General features: G+C 50.1%; 22 protein-coding genes and 1 pseudogene. 12 read left to right on the forward strand and 11 right to left on the reverse strand.

The window, feature by feature from the left end; translation table 11 throughout:
• Positions 1–17: 17 nt before the first annotated feature.
• Complete coding sequence (locus tag P0X86_RS12630) at positions 18–821, reverse strand: helix-turn-helix domain-containing protein (protein WP_213577861.1); 804 nt, start codon at positions 819–821, stop codon at positions 18–20.
• Positions 822–1066: 245 nt separating this feature from the next.
• Here P0X86_RS12630 and P0X86_RS12635 point away from each other — a divergent pair, with 245 nt between their 5' ends.
• The 3 genes from P0X86_RS12635 (at position 1067) to P0X86_RS12645 (ending at position 4729) form a co-directional block, all read left to right on the forward strand.
• On the forward strand, positions 1067–2527 hold the full coding sequence (locus tag P0X86_RS12635; protein WP_096773348.1) for a sulfatase family protein: 1461 nt from the start codon (positions 1067–1069) through the stop codon (positions 2525–2527).
• A gap of 83 nt (positions 2528–2610) precedes the next feature.
• The gene (locus P0X86_RS12640) at positions 2611–3597 is read left to right on the forward strand and encodes a formylglycine-generating enzyme family protein (RefSeq protein WP_481858283.1); all 987 of its coding nucleotides are present in this window, start codon (positions 2611–2613) and stop codon (positions 3595–3597) included.
• Between the two features lie 130 nt (positions 3598–3727).
• Positions 3728–4729, forward strand: coding sequence for a phosphotransferase enzyme family protein (locus tag P0X86_RS12645; protein ID WP_277748602.1), 1002 nt, complete (start codon positions 3728–3730; stop codon positions 4727–4729).
• A 90-nt stretch (positions 4730–4819) separates the two neighbouring features.
• On the opposite strand, the gene P0X86_RS12650 is transcribed toward P0X86_RS12645, so the two are convergent.
• Positions 4820–5416: a YjgB family protein gene (locus P0X86_RS12650; protein WP_277748603.1), complete on the reverse strand. Its 597-nt coding sequence runs from the start codon at positions 5414–5416 to the stop codon at positions 4820–4822.
• A gap of 329 nt (positions 5417–5745) precedes the next feature.
• On the opposite strand from P0X86_RS12650, the gene P0X86_RS12655 reads away from it, so the two are divergent.
• Positions 5746–6531, forward strand: coding sequence for a formate/nitrite transporter family protein (locus P0X86_RS12655; RefSeq protein ID WP_213577864.1), 786 nt, complete (start codon positions 5746–5748; stop codon positions 6529–6531).
• 27 nt (positions 6532–6558) lie between these two features.
• Here the strand turns inward: P0X86_RS12655 and P0X86_RS12660 are convergent, their stop codons facing one another.
• From P0X86_RS12660 to P0X86_RS12675, 4 genes are all read right to left on the reverse strand, one after another.
• Positions 6559–7086 (reverse strand): GNAT family N-acetyltransferase, encoded by a 528-nt coding sequence (locus tag P0X86_RS12660; protein WP_096773351.1) that lies wholly within the window; start codon positions 7084–7086, stop codon positions 6559–6561.
• A 214-nt stretch (positions 7087–7300) separates the two neighbouring features.
• Positions 7301–9139, reverse strand: a complete 1839-nt coding sequence (locus tag P0X86_RS12665) for a UbiD family decarboxylase (RefSeq protein WP_277748604.1) — start codon at positions 9137–9139, stop codon at positions 7301–7303.
• 107 nt (positions 9140–9246) lie between these two features.
• Complete coding sequence (locus P0X86_RS12670) at positions 9247–9888, reverse strand: GNAT family N-acetyltransferase (RefSeq protein ID WP_277748605.1); 642 nt, start codon at positions 9886–9888, stop codon at positions 9247–9249.
• On the reverse strand, positions 9885–10442 hold the full coding sequence (locus tag P0X86_RS12675; RefSeq protein ID WP_096773354.1) for a hypothetical protein: 558 nt from the start codon (positions 10440–10442) through the stop codon (positions 9885–9887). Before P0X86_RS12675 ends, P0X86_RS12670 begins: the two co-directional genes overlap by 4 nt.
• A gap of 168 nt (positions 10443–10610) precedes the next feature.
• On the opposite strand from P0X86_RS12675, the gene P0X86_RS12680 reads away from it, so the two are divergent.
• The 4 genes from P0X86_RS12680 (at position 10611) to P0X86_RS12695 (ending at position 13602) form a co-directional block, all read left to right on the forward strand.
• Entirely contained in the window at positions 10611–11210 is a 600-nt protein-coding gene (locus P0X86_RS12680; protein ID WP_277748606.1) for a TetR/AcrR family transcriptional regulator, read from the forward strand.
• 140 nt (positions 11211–11350) lie between these two features.
• Positions 11351–11812: a hypothetical protein gene (locus P0X86_RS12685; protein ID WP_277748607.1), complete on the forward strand. Its 462-nt coding sequence runs from the start codon at positions 11351–11353 to the stop codon at positions 11810–11812.
• Positions 11813–12268: 456 nt separating this feature from the next.
• A complete protein-coding gene (locus P0X86_RS12690) occupies positions 12269–12700 on the forward strand; it encodes an HTH domain-containing protein (RefSeq protein ID WP_235613217.1) in 432 nt (143 codons plus the stop codon).
• A 35-nt stretch (positions 12701–12735) separates the two neighbouring features.
• Positions 12736–13602 (forward strand): IS3 family transposase, encoded by an 867-nt coding sequence (locus P0X86_RS12695; RefSeq protein ID WP_277749030.1) that lies wholly within the window; start codon positions 12736–12738, stop codon positions 13600–13602.
• 81 nt (positions 13603–13683) lie between these two features.
• Here the strand turns inward: P0X86_RS12695 and P0X86_RS12700 are convergent, their stop codons facing one another.
• From P0X86_RS12700 to P0X86_RS12720, 5 genes are all read right to left on the reverse strand, one after another.
• Positions 13684–13962, reverse strand: a complete 279-nt coding sequence (locus P0X86_RS12700) for a YxcD family protein (protein WP_009591356.1) — start codon at positions 13960–13962, stop codon at positions 13684–13686.
• A gap of 3 nt (positions 13963–13965) precedes the next feature.
• Positions 13966–14409, reverse strand: a complete 444-nt coding sequence (locus P0X86_RS12705) for a hypothetical protein (protein ID WP_277748608.1) — start codon at positions 14407–14409, stop codon at positions 13966–13968.
• A 55-nt stretch (positions 14410–14464) separates the two neighbouring features.
• Positions 14465–15043, reverse strand: coding sequence for a PadR family transcriptional regulator (locus tag P0X86_RS12710; protein ID WP_096773357.1), 579 nt, complete (start codon positions 15041–15043; stop codon positions 14465–14467).
• A 203-nt stretch (positions 15044–15246) separates the two neighbouring features.
• On the reverse strand, positions 15247–15816 hold the full coding sequence (locus tag P0X86_RS12715; RefSeq protein WP_009591389.1) for a beta-class carbonic anhydrase: 570 nt from the start codon (positions 15814–15816) through the stop codon (positions 15247–15249).
• Positions 15817–15866: 50 nt separating this feature from the next.
• Positions 15867–16196 carry an iron-sulfur cluster biosynthesis family protein gene (locus P0X86_RS12720; RefSeq protein WP_277748609.1) on the reverse strand — a complete coding sequence of 110 codons (330 nt, stop codon included), beginning with the start codon at positions 16194–16196 and terminating at the stop codon, positions 15867–15869.
• A gap of 128 nt (positions 16197–16324) precedes the next feature.
• Between P0X86_RS12720 and P0X86_RS12725 the strand changes: the two genes are divergently transcribed.
• The 4 genes and pseudogenes from P0X86_RS12725 (at position 16325) to P0X86_RS12740 (ending at position 20703) form a co-directional block, all read left to right on the forward strand.
• Positions 16325–17845, forward strand: coding sequence for a carboxypeptidase M32 (locus P0X86_RS12725; RefSeq protein WP_096773359.1), 1521 nt, complete (start codon positions 16325–16327; stop codon positions 17843–17845).
• Positions 17846–18044: 199 nt separating this feature from the next.
• A pseudogene (locus P0X86_RS12730) lies at positions 18045–19050 on the forward strand (ABC transporter substrate-binding protein).
• A 40-nt stretch (positions 19051–19090) separates the two neighbouring features.
• A complete protein-coding gene (locus P0X86_RS12735) occupies positions 19091–19864 on the forward strand; it encodes an ABC transporter ATP-binding protein (RefSeq protein WP_015734650.1) in 774 nt (257 codons plus the stop codon).
• Between the two features lie 5 nt (positions 19865–19869).
• On the forward strand, positions 19870–20703 hold the full coding sequence (locus P0X86_RS12740) for an ABC transporter permease (RefSeq protein ID WP_015734651.1): 834 nt from the start codon (positions 19870–19872) through the stop codon (positions 20701–20703).
• Positions 20704–20776 lie beyond the last annotated feature (73 nt).

The raw sequence follows: 20776 nt of genomic DNA on the forward strand, positions 1-20776 counted from the left end.
ATATTTGCGGATAAGCATTAGGTGAACAGATTGGATACATCGGACCGGTTGCCCTGTTGCACATAGTCGGAGGGTGACAGACCGGTGTATTTTTTAAACATGCGATAAAAATAGGACGTATCATAATAACCCAGATAGTGGGCGATATGAGCGATTGTCATGTCGGAATGAAGCAGCAGGCCGCACGCTTCCAGCACGCGCAGCTGGTGCATGTACCGAATCGGGGAATGACCGTACACCTCCTTGAAGAGGGCGGTGGCATAATTGGGGGAACGATGGATTAACTTCGCGAGTTTATCGATTTCAATCGGTTCGCGGTAATGGTCCAACAGATACGATTTGATGGTGTCCGCATAATTTCTTTTGCTTGGCGGCAGCTCGGTCTTCTCGAGTTCCCGGGCCAGCATGCCGAGCAGCTCCTGCATGATGCCCTGACAGATCATGGAGCGGTAGCTTTTGCCGCCGCGCATTTCCTCGAATAATCGCTCGCAGCGGCGGTAGGCATACTGAATATGCGCAAGGTTGAATTTGAGGAATTGCCCTCCATCCAGAAACGGAATGCCTGTGGTTACCTGAGGATCCATCGTAAAGAGAATGGTGTATTTCCGATGAGGGATGCCATTCCAGTTGCCGCCGCTCCGTTTCGTCGATTGCGGGATGAAGAGCACGTCTTCTTCTTCCGCAATGATCTCCTCCCCGTTGATTTCATACCTCACTTTGCCTTCTCTTACCACAACGAGCACGTTGTAACGGATCGTCTCTAGCTGAGTCCGCCAGTTCGGGATATGATCATCAAAATTCACGCTCATTAACTGGATCACAGACAAGCACCTCGCAGTGATTTTATACCTATAGCCTAGCATATCTATGCTTCCAATGAGTAGGTGTTTGTTGGAATTTACAGGTCTGCTAACCAAAATTGAAGGAGAATCGTACAACAAATTAACGAAATGTACATCGACTCAACAGGAAGCACTGGCCTATAATTTCTGTCAATAGCAGTCATTTTGTAAACGCTGACATGTAAGGATAAGAGAAAAGGGATGAGGAAGGAAGCGATACGTGTATGAGAGTATTATTGTTGGATTTGGACTCGACCAGACCGGATCATTTAGGGTGTTACGGATACCATCGGAATACGTCGCCCAACATTGACCGGATAGCGGCGGAAGGCGTACGCTTCGACAATTACTATACCTCCGACGCTCCATGTTTTCCATCAAGAACCGCGCTGATGACCGGCAAGTTCGGCATTCATAACGGCGTCGTGGGTCATGGAGGCTCGGCAGCCGACGTGCGGCATGAAGGCATTACGCGGGATTTCCGCGACAAGCTGGCTTCGGAGAGTTTTCCCGCCATTTTTCGCCGGGCCGGCATGAAAACCGCGTTGATCAGTCCGTTTGGAGAGCGCCATTCCGCTTGGACCTTCTATGCGGGCTTCAATGAAATGTATAATACAGGCAAAGGCGGCTTGGAGTCGGCTGAGGAAGTGTCTCCGGTCGTGCTGGACTGGCTGGATCGCAACGCCGATGAAGATAACTGGATGCTCTATGTGAACTTCTGGGATCCGCATACGCCGTATCGTGCACCTCAGTCGCTGGGCAATCCGTTCGAGCATGATCCTCTTCCGGAGTGGTTATCCGAAGACGTGCTTCAGGAGCATCAGAAGAAGGTCGGCCCGCATGGTGTAAACGAAATTAACATGTATAATAGTGATGTATCCCCCGATTACCCGCGTCATCCCGGAGAGATTCGGACGATGGAGGATTTGCGGACGATGGTGGACGGCTATGATTGCGGCATTCGGCATATGGACGAGCATATCGGGGCCATCTTCGAGCTGCTGGAATCCAAGGGCGTTATGGATGACTTGATCGTAATCATAACGGCGGATCATGGCGAGAACATGGGGGAGCTTGGGATTTATGGAGAACATGGCACAGCGGATCAGGGAACCTGCCGCATTCCGATGATTATCCGGGGGCCAGGCATCATGCAAGGGATATCGGATCGCAATCTGCACTATCATCTGGATCTACTGCCTACGATGGCGGAATATATGAACGTGGCACCGGCAAGAAGCTGGGATGGAGTCAGTTATGCCGAGACCCTGCGAAGCGGACGCGAGAGCGGCAGGGAGTATCTGGTGGTATCCCAATGTGCACACGTCTGCCAGCGAAGCGTGCGGTTTGGAGATTGGCTGTACATTCGTACCTATCATGACGGCTTTCATCTGTTCGACAAAGAAATGCTGTTCCATATCACCGAGGATGTGTATGAGCAGCACAACCAGGCGTCTCAAAGACCGGATCTTTGCCGGGAGGCCGTCTATCTGCTGAATGAGTGGCATGATCACATGATGTCGACAATGCCGTTTGACGTGGATCCATTGTGGACGGTCATGAAAGAGGGGGGACCTTACCACGCCAAAGGTCATTTGCCCCGGTATATCGAGCGTTTGAAGAACACGGGCCGGGGAGAAGCGGTGCCGGAGCTGATGCGCCGTCATCCTCGGGAGTTCGTGTAATCGCAATAGCAAGGTGAAGCAGGATAACCGCTCTGACAGCGGTTGTCCTGTTCTCCGTATCAAGGATAGGAGGAACAGATAACATGGGAGAACCACATTCCTGCTGCGCAGGATCCAGAACGCACGTGCAGTCGACGGGATCCGGCCAGAAGGCTCTTATTGGCACTATGAGAGACGAAAAGTATGATGAACAGTCTGATCCTGATTTTCATACCGATATGATCATGCTGCCTGGAGGGACGTTTACGATGGGCACGAATTCGAATGAAGGTTTCCCTCGTGACGGGGAAGGGCCGGCTCGCAGCGTAACCGTCTCCGGATTCGAGATCTCGTCCCATGCCGTAACGAATGGGGAATTTCAACGGTTTGTGGAAGCCACCGGTTATGTGACGGAAGCGGAACGGTTCGGCTGGTCGTTTGTATTTGAACTGCTGGCTTCGGAGGAAACGAAGGCAGCAGTAGCCCAGGTGCCGCAAGAGGTACCTTGGTGGCTGGTGGTCGAAGGGGCATACTGGGCAGCACCCGAGGGGGCGGATTCCAGCATCGAAGACCGAATGGACCATCCGGTCGTACATATATCCTGGAACGATGCCGCGGCTTACTGTCAGTGGGCAAGCGTGCGGCTTCCGACGGAAGCGGAATGGGAATATGCGGCTCGCGGCGGTTTGGAGGGCAGGACCTATCCGTGGGGAGATCTGCTGAAACAGGACGGAGAGCATCAATGCAACATATGGCAGGGCAAATTTCCGGTCAAAAATAACGCCAGCGACGGGTACATCGGAACCGCGCCGGTGGATGCCTACAAACCGAACGGTTACGGACTGTACAACATGTCCGGCAACGTATGGGAATGGTGCGGCGATTGGTTCAGCCCGTCGTATCATCAACAGACCTCGGCGAACAATCCGTTCTATGGGGAGCCTACCGGCAGAAGGTCGATGCGCGGGGGTTCGTACCTGTGCCACAGATCCTACTGCAACCGGTATCGAGTCGCGGCGCGGAGCGGGAATACACCCGACAGCTCGACGGGCAACTGCGGTTTCCGGGTGGTGAGGGATGCGGTGTTATAGAGCTTATTGTTGTTAATAGACAATGCAGCTTGGCGTAAAGGTTATAATTGCGAAAACCAAAGAAATTTCGCGAAAAATGATGATATTTTCGGATTACGATAGGATTTATAAAGGTAAGAGAGGATGGATCATGATTCAGCAGCTTCTGCAATCGTATTGGCCCGAGTGGTACGGAGATACGGTGAACGGCCCTACGGGCTGGAACAATACGACCCTTTTTATTCATAACCCGCATCGGCCTTCGGTCATGCGCATTTACAATACGCATCGTGACAAGGCAAGGATCGAATTCGAGTTTGCTGTTTTGGACTCGCTCCAGCGGGCACCCCTTAGCTTTAAGGTCCCAACGCCTGTTCCATCAACGTCTGGCGATAAGATGGTTCGGGTTCAGGACGGAAGTGATCGATACGCTTGCCTATTCGAATACATTGAAGGAGCGCGACCGGATGAAGAGAGCATTCAATCGACTTATTCCTTCGGGGAAAAAACGGGAGAACTGGTAAGTGCACTTGCGGCTTGTTCGATTGGAATGGAGCCGGTGTATCCGCCCTATTACGAGCTGCTTCAATCGTATCCTTCGTGCAGCAGGACATTCATTCAGGATTTCTGCAAGCGACCGCCCGTCGAGTTCCAGGAACAAGGAAACGCGCTGCAAATCCTTCAAGAAGCGTACACCGAGATATCCGGCAGGCTGGAATCCCTGAAAAATCTGCCGCAGCAGCTGGTCCACGGGGACCTGAACTTTTCAAACCTGCTCGTAGATTCGGAACAATCGGGCAAGGTCATCGCGTTGCTCGACTTCGAGTTTTGCACAAAGGATGTCAGGGCGATGGAACCTGCGGTCGTTATTTCGGGATTCTTGGGAATGGCGGAGGAGAAGGTCGCTATCCGGCAGTTCTGCGAAGGCTTTGCCAGCCGCGTACGGCTGACCGAAGAGGAGATTGCTGCCATACCGGTACTGCTGCGCTTGCGTTTGGTTGACGTTTTCTTGCATTTTTTGAGCCGCTATCGGGAAGGGACCGATGATTCCCATGTGCTGCAGGAGCAGATCGGTATGCTGGCAGCCGGATTGAAGCGGCTGGAGCAAAGTCAGGCATGGATGGAAGACGTGTTGACACAGTATTTGATGTAAGCCAAAAACCCCGATCTCTTCAAGAGACCGGGGTTTTTCTTAATGTGGCGAACCGTTATTCAAGAAAATTAAAATGAATTGATTCAACCGTTACTTTTTCAGCAGATTAATATGATCCAGTTCCGTGCTGCTGTTGAAGATAAACTCCAGCTTATATTCACCACGATGGTAAGTCAGCTTGGTTTGCTTCGTTTTTCCGTTCTTGAATGTGGTGGTGGCATCCGGAGCAAACCAATTCTTCTTCAGCATTTTCATGGTGATGCCGCCGATGTTCGTCTGTCGTTCCACATTGGTGCCAAAATAACGCATTTCGCGAATCTTATTCAGCTTGTAGGAGAAGGCGTAGCCCGGATTCCCCATGTTGGCCCCGTATACGTCGAAGGCATCGGCATCCTTGCCTGGCACGGAAGGCTCGCCAATGGCCTTGTACACGTCCTGCTTCGTGCTTTTACCGATCGTTAATCCGCTGACCGCACCGGGGAATTGTCCCTTCAATGCAGGTTTATAAAAGCTGTTGAGCGTCTTGAGCGCGTGCTCGGCAGCATAATCCTCGGCGCTTGCCGCCGTGGCGGCTTCAGCCTGCTGCAGTGGCAAAACAGCATGATTTGCTCCGAATGCACTAAGGCCGACGACGCCCGCCATAGTCAAAGTGACGATTGCTTTTTTAGCTGGTTGCTTCAAGTTCATGTTGCATCCTCTCCTTTGTAACAACTACTTACCACATGCGCTGCGTATCAAACAAGTGATCCTGACTTATCTTCCCATGATAGTTGATGCTTAAGGGCAATGGGTTACGATTCTATGAAGATGACATTGCAGATTTGATACCTGGAATAAGAAGCCTTGCTCGATCCTAATGGTTTGAACGATGAATCGGGTACGCCAATCGGCCGAACATTGATGAATCCGTCCATGGCCTGAGCGTTATTCTGAAAATGGGGTAATAGTACAGAGGTGATATGAATTTTTGGAAAAATCGTGTAATCTATATAGAACCGACTTTTTCAGGAGGAATTATGGAAACCGAATCCTTACTCAAGGTGGAGCAGCTTGCTCTCAAAAAACACAAAATTTTTAAACAAAGCCAGCTGCGCTACATCGCCCGCTCCATGCTCGCCAGCATGTTTATCGGCTTTGGCGTCATTGTCGCTTTTAAGACGGGCAACTTTTTTTATCTGGAGCATTCCCCGCTGACTTATCCGATGGCTGCCCTTACGTTTGGCGCGGCGATTATCCTGATCGCGTACGGGGGAGGGGATTTGTTTACAGGGAACACGTTTTATTACACGTATGCCGCTCTCCGCAAGAAATTAAAGTGGCTGGAAGTAGTCAAGCTGTGGATCTTCAGTTATGCAGGAAACATCCTGGGGGCCTGCACGTTTGCGCTGTTGATTTTCTTAACGGGATTATTCACCGATTCCTCCGTGAACGGATTTCTGCTCAATGTGGTGGAACACAAAATGACCACCCCGACGATGCAGCTGTTTTTTAGAGCGATTCTGTGCAACTGGCTCGTATGCCTTGCCTTTTTCATCCCCATGTCCCTGAAGGGCGACGGAGCCAAAATGTTTGCCATGATGCTGTTTGTTTTCTGCTTTTTCATCTCCGGATACGAGCACAGCGTGGCGAACATGTGCACCTTTGCCATTGCGCTCGTGCTGAATCATCCGGGCACGATTTCGTTTGATGGCGTATTGCATAATCTGATTCCGGTAACGTTCGGCAATTTGATCGGCGGCGTTCTATTAATGGGCTTTATGTATTATTTTGTGAACAAGCCTTTTCTGGATGCGAAGGAATAGGTTTGGAAGCGCGCAAGCTTAGCTCCGCTAGCCTTGTAACAATGAATACACCCGCGTATCGTGTGCCGTGCCGTTCTGATAGATATACTGGCGCAGGGTTCCTTCCGCTTCGAATCCGAGCTTGGCCAGCAGTGCGTGGGAAGCCTGGTTCTCCATAAAAACGACGGCACCGATGCGGGTTAGGCCAAGCTCCTGAAATCCATATGCCAGGATGGCGGAGGCCGCTTCGCTGGCATATCCTTGCCTCCAGAAGTCGGGATGGAGCTCATATCCGATTTCTGCTCTTCTATGCCGTGGGGACCATGCGTTATATCCGATCGTCCCGATCAGGCCTTGCCTATCTTTCCTTTCGATGCCCCATCGAATCCCGCGCTGCTCTGCGTAGTTGTTAGCGAACAGCTCAATGAATCGACGAGCTTGCTCGGGGCTGGTCAACGTGTCTTGACCGTAATAGCGGGTCACCTGCTCATGCGAGAAGCAGCTGTAGATCGCCTCGGCATCCTGAAGCCGGATTTCACGCAGCCTTAATCGTTGAGTCTCTAGTTCTGGAAACATGATTTCCCTCCTTGGATAAACCGTATTGGCTAATATGGATTAGATTTCATTATATAAGATGTATTGATAAAGAGAAGTGGATTTCACGGAATTCGCGTGTTGTTTCCATAAAAAAATAAAGGGCTGGTCGCAAAGTCAAATGGACGTTGGACCAGTCCTTTTTACAATTTTATCCCTTCACTTCCTTATACAGCTAACCCGCGGTTCTGAGCTTTTAACGCAGCGAAATGCGGCTTAAGCTGCCGCCGTTCGCAAACAAACGCTGGATGCTGCGTTCAACCTCCGCGTCCGGTATCAACGGAGGGGCTTGGTGCGGTTTCGTGCGGGCATCGATAATGACCGTGTCGCAGCCCCAATGCTTGTGCTCATAGCGGCTGTTCACGCCGTGAATGTCATGGGAAGGATTGCTGCGCGTAAAGGTTGCCCAGAGAAAATTGTTGAGCGTTGCGCTCATGAATTCACTGTCATCGCACAGAATGATCATCGGGCAGGAAGGAAGCGAACCTCGTTCCCGGATGGCATCGCTAAGGCTCGACATCTCCTGCGCCACTTCGGAATAACTCGTAAAGGGGGCTCCCTGGATGGCGACAATGCCGGGCATGATCCATTTTGCAGGCGCATACCCGGGAAGATCCGTTAACGCCTCAGGCACCGCTTGGCACAAATCCCTTTTTTTATCCCCGACCGCCGCAAATACGACCTTGCTGCCGGTGTTGAGTCCGGTTCCGGAATAATCGAGCGTATCGATCGTGGTATTGGTCTGAAAATGGATGTCTCGTTGCAGATCGATGCGTTCCAATATATAGGTCAAGAAGTCCTCGATGCGATGCGTGCTTAAAGGCTGGTTCTCTTCAGCTGCAATGAATAAATACTTGGCCAAGCTTAATTGGCCCGTGCCCAGTATCCGGTTGGAGATGGTGAGAAGCTCAGCCGGCTGCTTTACTTGTTGATATGGGGTATACCGTTCGCTGCCGATGGCAAAGAGCAGGGGGTGTACCCCGGCAGCATCAACCGCATGGACTTCCTTGACCCCCGGAATTTCTTGCCGGATCGCCCCGCCGGTCAGCTCATGAATCAGCTCACCGAAGGACGTATCTTCCTGCGGCGGTCTCCCGACGACCGTAAACGGATAGATGGCCTGCTGCTTGGCATAGACTTTATGCACTCGCATGACGGGAAACGGATGGACCAGGCTGTAATAACCCAGATGATCGCCAAAAGGTCCCTCGGGCTTGGTTTCGCCGGGATGGATCTCTCCCGTAATAACAAAATCCGCATCGTGGCTGATGCAGTAACCATCCACATAGCTGTACCGGAAATGTCGTCCCGACAGCAGTCCGGCAAAGGTAAGCTCGCTCATGCCTTCCGGCAGAGGCATAACCGCAGAAATCGTATGGGCAGGGGGCCCCCCGATAAAACAGCTCACTTTCAGCGGCTGACCCAGCTTATTCGCCTTCGCTTGATGGATGCCGATACCCCGGTGGATTTGGTAATGGATGCCGACTTCCTTGTTCATTTCATATTCATTGCCTGTGAGCTGAACCCGGTACATGCCCAGATTGGAATTCATCACGCCCGGCTTCTCCGGGTCTTCGGAATACACTTGGGGCAGCGTGACGAAAGCGCCGCCGTCGTCCTTCCAGTGCTTAATGAGCGGCAGATCGGAAATTTGGATTTCCTGAAATCCGGGTGGCAGGGTACCTGTTTTTTTGATCGGCAGTGCAGATTTAGCTGCCAGTCCCGTTCCGATATATTTAAAAGGATTTTTGAGCGCCTTCATCGGATCGTTGCGCAGCGCGATAACGTCTTGCGTTGATTCGAAGGTTTCCCGAAAAATGAATTTGCTGCGCTCGATCGTGCCGAACAGGTTGGATACCGCACGAAACCTTGAACCTTTTACATTCTCAAACAGGAGTGCCGGGCCGCCTGCCTCATAAACCTTCATATGTATGGCCGCCATTTCCAAATGAGGATCGACCTCTTCATGTATACGAACCAAATGCCCATGTTTCTCCAAATCAATGATGCATTCTTCCAGATTATGATATTTCATTACATAGCTCCAATCCCTTGTAGATAGTGAACTTATTCTACTATTATCGACAATCTCATGGCGAAGGTCAATGACGCCCGATATAGAATGGACGAACGGCTCCGTCATTAAAAATCGTCTTTCTGATAGAACATGCAATACAAGGTCAGGGCGTTGATTTTTTCTTCATGCCTCAAAACAAATCCCCATCTTTGATACAAATTTACATTCTCCTTATTTTCAGTATCGAGCGCGATTCCATGTGAATTGTGATCCGAATTAACCACTTGAAGCAGGTGCCGCAGCATTGCTGTTCCAATTCCCCTGCCTTGGACCTCCGGATTCACTCCGATCATAATGAGATAATGGTGCGGAGAAAAAGGAGCAGCCGATCTCGTAATGTCCATATAGGCATTCAGGAATCTCAATGTTTTGACTGGGAGTTGGAATAACAACGGCAAGAGTCTTCCAATCAGCAAAAAAGCGCCCTTCAAACGCTTAAGCTTGCTTATGCCGGGTTTCTCTACTATGAAGGTACCGAGCAAGATTTCGTTTTCATAATAGCCCCATATTTCTTCATGCAGCAGAAAGCTTTTATCAAACATGAAGGAGACAAATGCAGCCGCTCTGCTGCTTGATTCACGATCAAGCTCTGGATCGCCAAATGCATGCAGAAACAAAGGATCCCGGGCAAATGCCCGGTTCATAATGGATGAAAATAAGATTTTATCTGCTTGGGTCAGCTTGGATACTCTGCATGGAATGTTCATGATTTCTCTACTGCTTTGCCATAATGATCGACAGCAAAGCTGTACAATACTTTCAGCATAAACAGGGTGCCGGCCAATAACATGTAGGGCTGGATGCTGGACAGCAAGAACGTAACCCCTATGCCGATCGAAAGGAGCAAGCCTCCTATAAATCGCTGCGATGATTTCCCTATCAGCGCATTCACGGTCACAGCTCCAGCGATGGTATATGCCCATATACCGACGGCATACCCGATATCGGTATGGAGTAGAAGCGCAATCATGATGATATGCACATGTATCGCAAGGAACACTGTCCGATTCGTTTTTCGGGACGCGTAGAAATTACTGGTTGAGATTGTGAAATTGGCAATGCAGCCGGCGAATATATCGAAGATAAGCAATAAGGCAAGGGCACTGCGCCATATAGGCAAAGAGTTTGTGATTTCAGGATAAATGAAGCTCACCGCGATGGTTAGAAGTCCACCGAACAGCAGGATGACCAGAATAGAGCCAACGGACTGCTTTTCACCAAAAACATCATGCAGAATCGAAGGAATCTTTACGATTTTCATCACGTAACACACTCATTTCTTTTGTGATTTAAATTAAATTATGTAGTATTTGAATTGATTTACTATAAAAACAATATAACTCCAAATAGGTGATTGTCAATTGTTTTATAGTGAATAAATTGAATTACTCTAAAACTTAATATATACTTCAATTGAGGTGAAGAACATATGAACGGGTATGAACGAAGAAAGCAGCTAAAAATCGAACAGGTCTTCGATGCCGCATTCCAGCTATTTACAAGGCATGGTTACCAAAAGGTCAGCGTGAACGAAATCGCCCAACAGGCAGGAGTGTCTCCAGCGACGATATACAACTATTTCGGAACCAAAGATCAGCTTTATCTTGATATGATCATGAATTGGATGGACAAGCAGTTGGCGGAGTATGACCGTATCCTGGAATCCGACCTGTCATTCCCGGAGAAGACCAAAGCAATCATGCTGTTGGAAGCTAATAATTTGACCTTCTTGTCGGAAGAGTTTCGTCGAATTCAAGCTTTTGAAGATCACAGCATCGATCTGAAGATTCGGCAGGAAAGTGAGCAGAAGATTAAAGGCTTTTTCATGAAGTTTGTTGCACTCGGGAAACAAGAAGGTTATATCGATAAGGAGCAAACCGAAGAGGCGACGATGCTGTTCTTCACGATGTTCATGAATGAGCTCGGCCGGCGCTGGGATTCGGCTAACCGCGAATTCGCCATCAGCATGGAGAGCTTGATGGAGCTGTTCTTTTACGGGTTGGCGGGACAACATCATGGTGGAGAATAACGATGAAACGGTTTACGATCAATCGGGACCTGTTTAAAAATGCGGTAAGGGGACGCTCCGCTTAGTTTCTCATTGAATCGTATAATGGGGAGTAGACGAGCAAGCTAAAGTACTGCTTCACTAGTAAAGGAGGAAACGGTTTGTTTCATCCAGTGAGCCTCTTCGTGCCTTTTATGGTTCTGCTTCCTAATCTCTTGTTCGTTAGACGCGCGCCGCATAACATGTCCGGTCGGCCCAATCCCCGCTTGATCTTCACGGCGGCCGAAGGGATCGGGCGAATCGGGACCATGATCGTCCCTTTATTTTTTGCGGTGCAGCTCCGGCACGGGTACGAAATCATCTCGCTCATCGTAATGATTCTAGCGCTATTGCTATACTATGGGGGATGGTGCCGATACTTTTTGAACGACAGGGATTATGGGCTGTTATTCAAGCCGGTTATGGGGATTCCGGTACCACTAGCGATAACTCCGGTCCTTTATTTTCTGGCTGGTTCGGTGGTTTTGCATTCCATCCTGTTGTTTATGTTCAGTATCGTTTTTGCTGCAGGTCATATCCCAAACAGTTTAAGAGAGCACGAACGAATCTTACATAGGGACTAAACTGCTTCGTTATCTCAAGCTTCTGCAAAAATACAAGGTGGATAATGCAACCACCCTTTTGAAGTATGCCTAGGATGAGATCCAAGAAATGAAGGATATGATCAATAAATTCCTTTCTTCAGATCGGTGAACAGTATGAGGAATGGCTTAAGGAGGGCAAGCGGAAAGAGCTTGATTCGCCTAATCCGGGCAGAAACGCAGGTAAAGACTAAGCGAAGCTAATCATTATGGCGTTCGTATAACTCGTATAACTAATAGAAGAAGGCGCAGATATGGTTGAAGTGCTTTTCTTGGACGGATACTTCATGCGGTGTACGAACGGATCTTCATGTTGGTAATCCAAAAAGCAGCCCCTCGCACATGAACTGTGACCCATAAGATGGACACTTTGAAAAAAGTGACTTCTTGTGGGTCATTTGTGTTTTAATCAAGGTATGTGACGAGGAGTGATACGAAATGGGGAAGTTGAAACGGGTACTCTTTACCGAGGAGCAAATGAGGAAGCTTGAGGAGAATCCAAACGTACATCATGTGACCGAGGCGGCCATTACATACACACCTGCATTCAAGCTGGAGGCGCTGAAAGCCTACAAGCAGGGGCAGACACCTTCAGAAATCTTTATTCGTGCCGGCTTCGACCTGGACATTATTGGTCATAAGAAGCCCAAAGACAGCTTAAAACGGTGGCGTGAAACCTTCGAGCTGTACGGTGAGGAAGGATTGGCTACAGAGCGGCGCGGTAAGAGCAGTACAGGGCGCAAGCCAGCCGGTCAGTTGTCAGCAGAAGAAGAATTGAAACGGGCTAGGGCCCAGATCAAACTGCTTGAAGCTCAAGTGGACATGCTAAAAAAGCTCGAAGCGCTCGAGCGGCAGAAGAAGAAACGCTGACGCCCTCTGAGCGCTATGAGATCATAAATCGCACCATTCGGGCATATGCCCTGAAACGAATGACACGCTATCTGTGCGAACTCGTGGAAGTAAGTCCAAGCGGCTATTACAGGTGGCTGGGAGCGGAAGAAGATCGTGAACTTCGTGCGGCTGCGGACGAGCAGGACATCCTTCTCATCAAGCAGCACTTTGACGCGCTTTGCGGCAAAGCAGGTGCGCTTGTGATTAAGATGCGGCTGGAACAGATAAGCGGCGTTGTCATGAACCACAAGAAGATTCGCCGACTTATGGGAAAGGCAGGTTTGGTGGCCGTAATCCGTCAGGCGAACCCCTACCGCAAGATGGCTAAGGCAACTCAAGAGCACAAGACATGCCCGAACCTGCTGAAGAGAAAGTTTGACCAAGGTGAACCTGAGAAAGTGTTTCTCACTGACATCACTTATTTGCGCTATGGAAGCGGACGCTGGGCATACCTTTCCTGTGTGAAGGACGGGGCGACCAGGCAGATCCTTGCCGACAGCGTGGCAGCAACACTCGAGCTTCCGATTGTCGAGCGGACAATACAGGGTCTTTTAGAGCGATTAGATGGAAACATTCATCCAGAAGCGATCCTGCACTCCGACCAAGGGATGCACTACACGCATCCTAAAACTCGTCTTCTTATGGCTGAGGCAGGATTTAAGCAGTCGATGTCGCGCAAAGGCAATTGCTGGGACAACGCTCCCATGGAATCATTCTTCGGTCACTTGAAAGACGACGTTGATTTTAGCGATTGCCAAACTATTGATGAAGTGAGAGTGCGAGTGAAGGAGTACATAAGCTACTACAACTCAGAACGATACCAGTGGACATTAAAAAAGATGACCCCCGATGGATTCAGAGGTCATCTGCTTGCTAGCTAAGCTCTAGGCGGTTTATTTCAAACTGTCCACAAACTGGGTCACAGTTCATGGCGAAGGGCTGCTTTTATATAATTCATAGCCTTATTGCTGAACAATGGCAATAATTTCATCTTCCAGCTCAAGTCTTACCTGCTCGCTGTATGCGCGGATATTGTACTCGGAGTGAAGGTAGCGGAGAATGGCCTCGATGAGGTTGGCCTCAATCAAATACTGAGTTCTTCCGTTGACCCATACTTCGGCCGTATATCCCGTATCTTCGTCCCAGCTAAGCTCAAGTGATACGTCCGTTGGTTTGACGCCTCTGCGTTCTGCTTGGTGAAGGCAGACCGCATTGACGATTTCGTCCATGCTTAGAACCATGGATTAGTACCGGTTATTGTGATTGTTGTTGTCGCGAGGCTCGTTTTGTTTACGACGATTCTTCACGGCACGTACAACAGCCATAACGATCATAATCAAAGCCCAGATTGCGATCAGGTTAATGAGCAATCCCATAATTTCGCCCATGAAGCCCATGCCGGCGAACATGCTGCCGAAGAGCAATCCGGCCAGACCGCCGATCATAAGTCCTTTCATCAAGCTGCCACCGCTAAAAAATCCTGGTTTTTTCGTGTTAGCGGCTGCCCCTGTATTGGATCGGTTGTTCGTTTGTTGCACATTATTGGTATCATTCTTTTTCGGAGTGCTGTTGTATGACTTGGATCCGGATTTGAAACCTCCGCCACCTCTTCTGGCATCTGCGGAATCAGGCGTCAGCGCTACAAAGAACAGTGTAATCGCTACTAGAATCGTCAATACTTTTTTCATCGTGTTCTGTCGAACCTCCCAGTTAATTTAGAGTATAAAGAGTAATACGGACGAGTCACGATAGGGTTTCAAAATTTGTGCGGCCATGGTTTGAGGCTGTAGCGCGTTGCTGCTGTCTCAGTAATTCCAGAACCCAATCGCACCATTTCAGCTCGGTTTCAGCCATCATCAGTCCTTTGGTAGCGAGCACATAATTGCTGAACGCCTTGCTTCCGATCTCGCGGGTGTCCTCCGGAATCCCCGCTAAAATCTGCTCATAGTAACGCTTTTTCTCCAGATACCCGATTCTGCGGTCCTCGAAAATATCGACGGCGATGCCGATCTCCGTCAACCACAGGCAAAAGGTTCGAAGAGAAAGCTCATCCTTGGTGACTGCAGGCGCAATCGGTTGGTACATCCATTCACGCAGCTTCTGCATGCCTTTGTCTGTAATCGCATAAATTTTTTTGTCCGGTTTATCGCTTTGCTGAACCCAGTGCGAGGACAACAGCTGTTTCTCCTCCATGCCGGACAGCAGCGGATAGATCTGACTGTGTTTGGCTTGCCAAAAAGGCTGTATGCGAAGCATCAAATCGTATCCTGATGATTCTCTTCTTGCTAGTAATCCTAACAAGCCGTATGACAACGTATTCATGGACATAACTCCCTTTGAAACGCATATCGTGGACGCCAAGGCAGGAATGATAATCCGCCTATCGGTCCGGTTGATAAAAAGTGTACACTGAAACTGTATGGTTTGACAACCGGGGAGGGGGCTTTCTCTCTGCTTTTGGCAAAATTGTGACTAAAAAAGCACAAACGCGTGCGCGTTTGTGCTTCCATTTGACTTTGGTTGATTTATTCGTTCTCGTATCCTTCCACGACGAGATCAAGCGCACCGGTGTTGGGGTCGATGACCATGCCATGGACGGGTACGTTTGGAGGAAGGAGCGGGTGGTTTTTAATCAGGCTGACCGTATTTTTTACGCCGTCCGTAATGTTATCGAAACCGCGAAGCCATTTGGATAACCGGATGCCGGAGTTTTCCAGCGTGGACAGCACTTCATCGGAAATGCCGCGGTCTCTCATATGCTGGATCATATCCTCTGCGTTCAGGGATGCCATGCCGCATTCGTAGTGGCCCACAACGATGACTTCTTCCGCGTGAAGCTCGTACAGCGCAACCATGACGCTCCGCATCACGCTCCCGAAAGGCTGGGAAATGATTGCGCCGGCGTTTTTGATGATTTTGACATCGCCATTCTTGAAATTCATCGCTTTCGGCAGAAGTTCGACCAAGCGCGTGTCCATACAGGTGATGATCACGAGTTTCTTCTCAGGAAAACGCCCTGTCAGATAGGATTCGTATTCTTTATTCTCTACAAAGCTGCGATTGTGTTCCAGTATGCTGTTAAGGTGTTTTTCCATCGATTTTTCTCTCCTTTTGTGTATCTATTATTCATTTAGAATGCTGCTGCTTACGCTCTGGTATCCACTACCAGGATATTGGTGCCGTAATGCTGTCCGCTGCTGTCCAGACGGAAGGCGTATGCGGCCGGATCGGCATCGAGTTTCATCTTCTCTTCAAAAAAAACAGCTTGCTTGCGGTTCACGATAAACGTTACCGGGCTGTCCGTTTCGACAGCAAGATCATCCGGCGTCGGCTCATCTACAATACGCAGGCCTGGGACGCCGTTGACGGCACATCCGCATCCCTCCGTGTCATAGATCAGCCTGATTGCACCCGGCTTGTCCCCGAGTTTGTCCTGCAGCTTCAGCTCGGCTTGCGGGGTAAGTTGAATATTCACGGCATCCTGACACTCCTTTATATGTAGATTGTTATTTATTCTTTCTGGAAGTTGATTATATACCTTGTAAAAAGTATCATCAATAGAGTAAACAAGAATCCTATCATAAAAAAAGAAGGTGTGCCGGTATGGCAGTACAACATTTACAGCAATGGGAACAATTTGAACGATTGGTTCGCAAAATCATGAGTTACTACGAAGCTATTGGCCTACTTCATTGGGATTTACGGACAGGCGCTCCGCGCAAAGGAACCGAGATCCGCTCGGAAACGATCGGGGTTCTCTCCACAGAAGCATTTAAACTGCAAATATCGGAAGAGATGGGAGAGCTGTTGTCTTTCTTTGCCAAGCCGGAACAGGCTGAGCAGTTAGATGATCGCAAACGCCGCATGATTGAAGAAGTGCGCAAGGTATACGACCAGAGCAAGTCCATCCCGCCTGAGCGCTTCCAGGAATATTCCATTCTCGCCGCCCAATCGGAGACGAAGTGGGAGGAAGCGAAAAAGAACAGCGATTTTGAAGGCTTCGAACCTTACTTAACGAAGATCGTTGCGTTCAAGCAAGAGTTTATTGATTATTGGGGCGTGAAAAACACCAGATACGATACGCTCCTTGATATGTATGAGCCGGATTTAACGGTGGAAAAGGTGGATGCCATCTTTGACCGCTTGAAAGCGCGTTTGGTACCGCTGGTGCATGCGATCCAGGAATCGCCCTTCAAGCCGAAAGCAGACTTCTTGAAGCAGCTGTTTCCGAAAGAACAGCAGGAGAAATTCAGCTTGTTCCTGCTGGAGCAGATGGGCTACGACTTTGAAGCGGGACGCTTGGACGAGAGCGTGCATCCATTTGCCACGGGCTTGAACCCGGGAGACGTGCGGATTACGACCATGTATCTACCGGACGATGTGCTGAGCGCGGTATTCAGTTCCCTGCACGAGGGAGGCCATGCCCTTTACGAGCAGAATATCGACAAGGAGCTCGCGGGGACACCGCTCTCCGGCGGTACCTCCATGGGCATCCATGAATCCCAATCCCGTTTGTGGGAAAATATGATCGGCCGCAGCCGTCCGTTCTGGCGCCGTTATTTCGCGGATTTGCAGCAGCACTTCCCGGAACAGTTGAAGGACGTGGACGTAGAGGACTTCTACCTGGCCGCGAACAAGGTGGAGAACTCCCTGATTCGCATCGAAGCGGATGAGCTTACGTATAACCTGCACATCATCATTCGTTATGAGATCGAGAAGAAACTCTTTAACGAAGGTTTGGCGGTGAAGGATCTTCCGGAGACCTGGAACGCGAAGTATAAAGAATACCTCGGTATTATGCCGCCGAACGATGGGATGGGCGTGCTTCAGGACGTTCACTGGTCCGGCGGGGATTTCGGGTATTTCGCCTCGTACTCCCTTGGCAACATGTACGCGGCCCAGATGCTGCACACCATGCGCAAAGAGCTGCCGAATCTGGACCAGCTCATCGAAGCCGGGAACCTGGCTCCGATCAAGGAGTGGCTGACGGACAAGGTATACAAATACGGAAAGAGCGAGAAGCCGTCCGAGATCATCGAACGCGTCACCGGTGAAGAACTGAATCCGGATTATCTGGCCGATTATCTCGAAGAGAAATATAAAGAGATCTACAAACTGTCATAATCACGAGAAGCGCAGCCCGAGAGGCTGCGCTTTTTTTATTCGGAAGAGTTTTGAAACCGGGTCCTTTTTATTCGTTCCCTGCGTAAGTGGAGCCAAACCAAATTTGCCGGCATGCTCTAACCAGGCGTTTAACCTTTGGGCTGACGCTTGCATATGCTGAAAAATAAACATTGGGTCTATGGGAATGGAGGGTTATCGAATGAAGCGTCGAAAATGGTGGGGGCTGGCATTATCCTTGCTTCTGGTCTGCGGAGTTGCGCTTGCCGGGTGCGGGGGCGGCGGATCGGCCACGAAGGTCAAGATCGGCGAAGTGACGCGTTCGATCTTCTATGCGCCGCAGTATGTCGCATTGGAGAAGGGATTTTTCAAGGAAGAGGGGCTGGATGTCGAGCTGCAGACGACCCCGGGCGGAGACAAGACGATGACGGCTCTGCTGTCCGGTGCCATCGACGTGGCGCTTGTCGGCTCGGAAACTTCGATTTACGTGTACCAACAGGGGTCTGAAGACCCGGTCATCAATTTCGGGCAGGTGACGCAGACGGACGGCACGTTTCTGATGGCCAGGGATGGATCGGGTGATTTTGACTGGAACAGCCTGAAGGGCAAAGTATTCCTCGGTCAGCGTAAGGGCGGAATGCCGCAGATGGCAGGCGAGTTTACGCTCCGCAAAAAAAGGAATCGATCCGCATGCGGACCTGGAGCTGATTCAGAACATCGATTTTGCGAACATTGCATCGGCGTATGCTTCCGGTACGGGTGAGTTTGTCCAGCTCTTTGAGCCGCAGGCCTCCATATTTGAAAAAGAAGGCCGTGGCAAGGTGGTGGCTTCCTTTGGCGTAGAAAGCGGGCATCTGCCGTACACCGTGTTTATGACAAAGCAAAGCTATATCGACAAGAACGATGCCACGGTGCAGAAGTTTACGAACGCCCTGTACAAGGCACAGCAATGGGTGGATGCGAGCAGCCCCGAAGATATCGCGGATGCGATCCTGCCTTATTTTAAAGACAGCGACCGCGATATCGTGGTGTCCTCGGTCAAGCGCTACAAAGAGCAGGGCAGTTATGCCAGCGATCCGATCGTGGATGAGGCGGAGTGGAACAATCTGCTGGACGTGATGGAGCAAGCCGGGGAACTGAAGGAACGGGTAGCGCCGGATGCCATCGTCAACAACAGCTTTGCCGAAAAAGCCAAACAAGCTAAATAATCACGTACTCCTGATCCATAGAACGAAAGGAGAGAGCACCATGGTACCGGTAGTTGAATTGAATGATATCGCTCATGTATATGTCACCGATCGGGAAGCCTCTCTGGCTGTGGAAGGAATTCATTTGAAGGTGGAGCCGGGGGAGTTCATCAGTCTGGTAGGGCCTAGCGGCTGCGGGAAAACGACCATCTTGTCCGTCATTGCCGGCCTGCTTGCCCCCTCCAAAGGGGCTGCTTACGTAAACGGCAAACCGGTAAACGGACCGTCGCCTGAAGTCGGGTACATGCTGCAGCAGGACTATTTATTTCCTTGGCGCACCATCATGGATAACGCCTTGATCGGATTGGAATTGACGGAAAGGCTGAATCCGCAAAGCCGAAGCGTGGTAGGGAATCTGCTCAGGGAGATGGGGCTCGGGGAGAGCGGTAATCTGTATCCGGCGCAGCTGTCGGGCGGGATGAGGCAGCGGGTAGCGCTCGTCAGGACCTTAGCTACGGATCCGGGACTGCTGCTGCTGGATGAACCTTTCTCCGCGCTGGACTACCAGACGAAGCTGCAGCTTGAGGATTTGATCGTGGAAACCTTGAAGGAGCGGGGAAAGACGGCCATCCTGGTCACTCATGATTTATCCGAAGCGATTGCGATGAGCGACCGGGTCATTCTCTTGAACCGTAATCCCGGGCGGGTTCATCGTTTGTTTGATATCCCCGACAACATCCGCCGGGCGCAGCCGTTTTTTGCTCGCAAGGAGCCGGGGTTCAATGAATTGTTTCATGAAATCTGGGGCGAAATGCAAACGATCGGGAAGGAGTGAAGCCTATGACATCAAGGGATGAGCCGTCAGCTTCTTCTTCGAAGGGCTGGCTCCAGAATATCTATGCAAACCACATGAAGCGAAAGAAAAGCATGCAAAACCGGGTACTGACCGTTCAGCTCAGCCTGCTGCTGCTGTTCTTTATCTGGTGGGAAGCGGCGGGCAGATTCAAATGGATCGACGTGCTGCTGTTCAGCTACCCCACCAAAATCTTCGCGAACATATGGGATAACATGATCAGCGGGGAGTTATGGGGACACCTGGGGGTCACGGTAGGGGAGACGGTTGTCGGATTCCTGCTCGGCACGCTCGTTGGCACGCTGATGGCCGTATTGATCTGGTGGTCCCCGTTTCTCAATAAAGTGCTGGATCCTTATATGGTCGTGTTCAACAGCATGCCGAAAGTGGCGCTGGGTCCCATATTCATCGTGATGTTCGGCGCCGGCTTTACTGCCATTGTCGTCACTACGCTATCCATTACGGTCATTGTGACCACGCTCGTCGTATACAATAGCTTTAACGAGGTGGATTCCAATCTGATCAAGGTCGTCCGCACGTTCGGCGGAACCAAGCGCCAAGTATTTCAACGGGTCATCTTGCCGGCTTCCTATCCCGCGATCGTATCGACCCTCAAGGTTAACGTGGGCATGGCATGGGTGGGCGTCATCGTCGGCGAATTTTTGGTTGCCAAATCGGGTCTCGGTTACTTGATTATGTACGGTTTTCAGGTATTCAACTTCACGCTCGTGTTATCGAGTCTGCTCATCATTGCCGTTGTTGCAACGGCCATGTATCAAATCGTGGTATATATAGAAAGGAAATTGTTGACCCATCGCTAAGCAGGCATCACCTGCGGCGTCAGGCATGGTTGTTAACGGCATAAAAATAAGCTAGGATGAAGATACCTTATAT

The organism is Paenibacillus sp. BR1-192 (assembly GCF_029542445.1).
Classification (GTDB): domain Bacteria; phylum Bacillota; class Bacilli; order Paenibacillales; family Paenibacillaceae; genus Paenibacillus_AQ; species Paenibacillus_AQ lautus_A.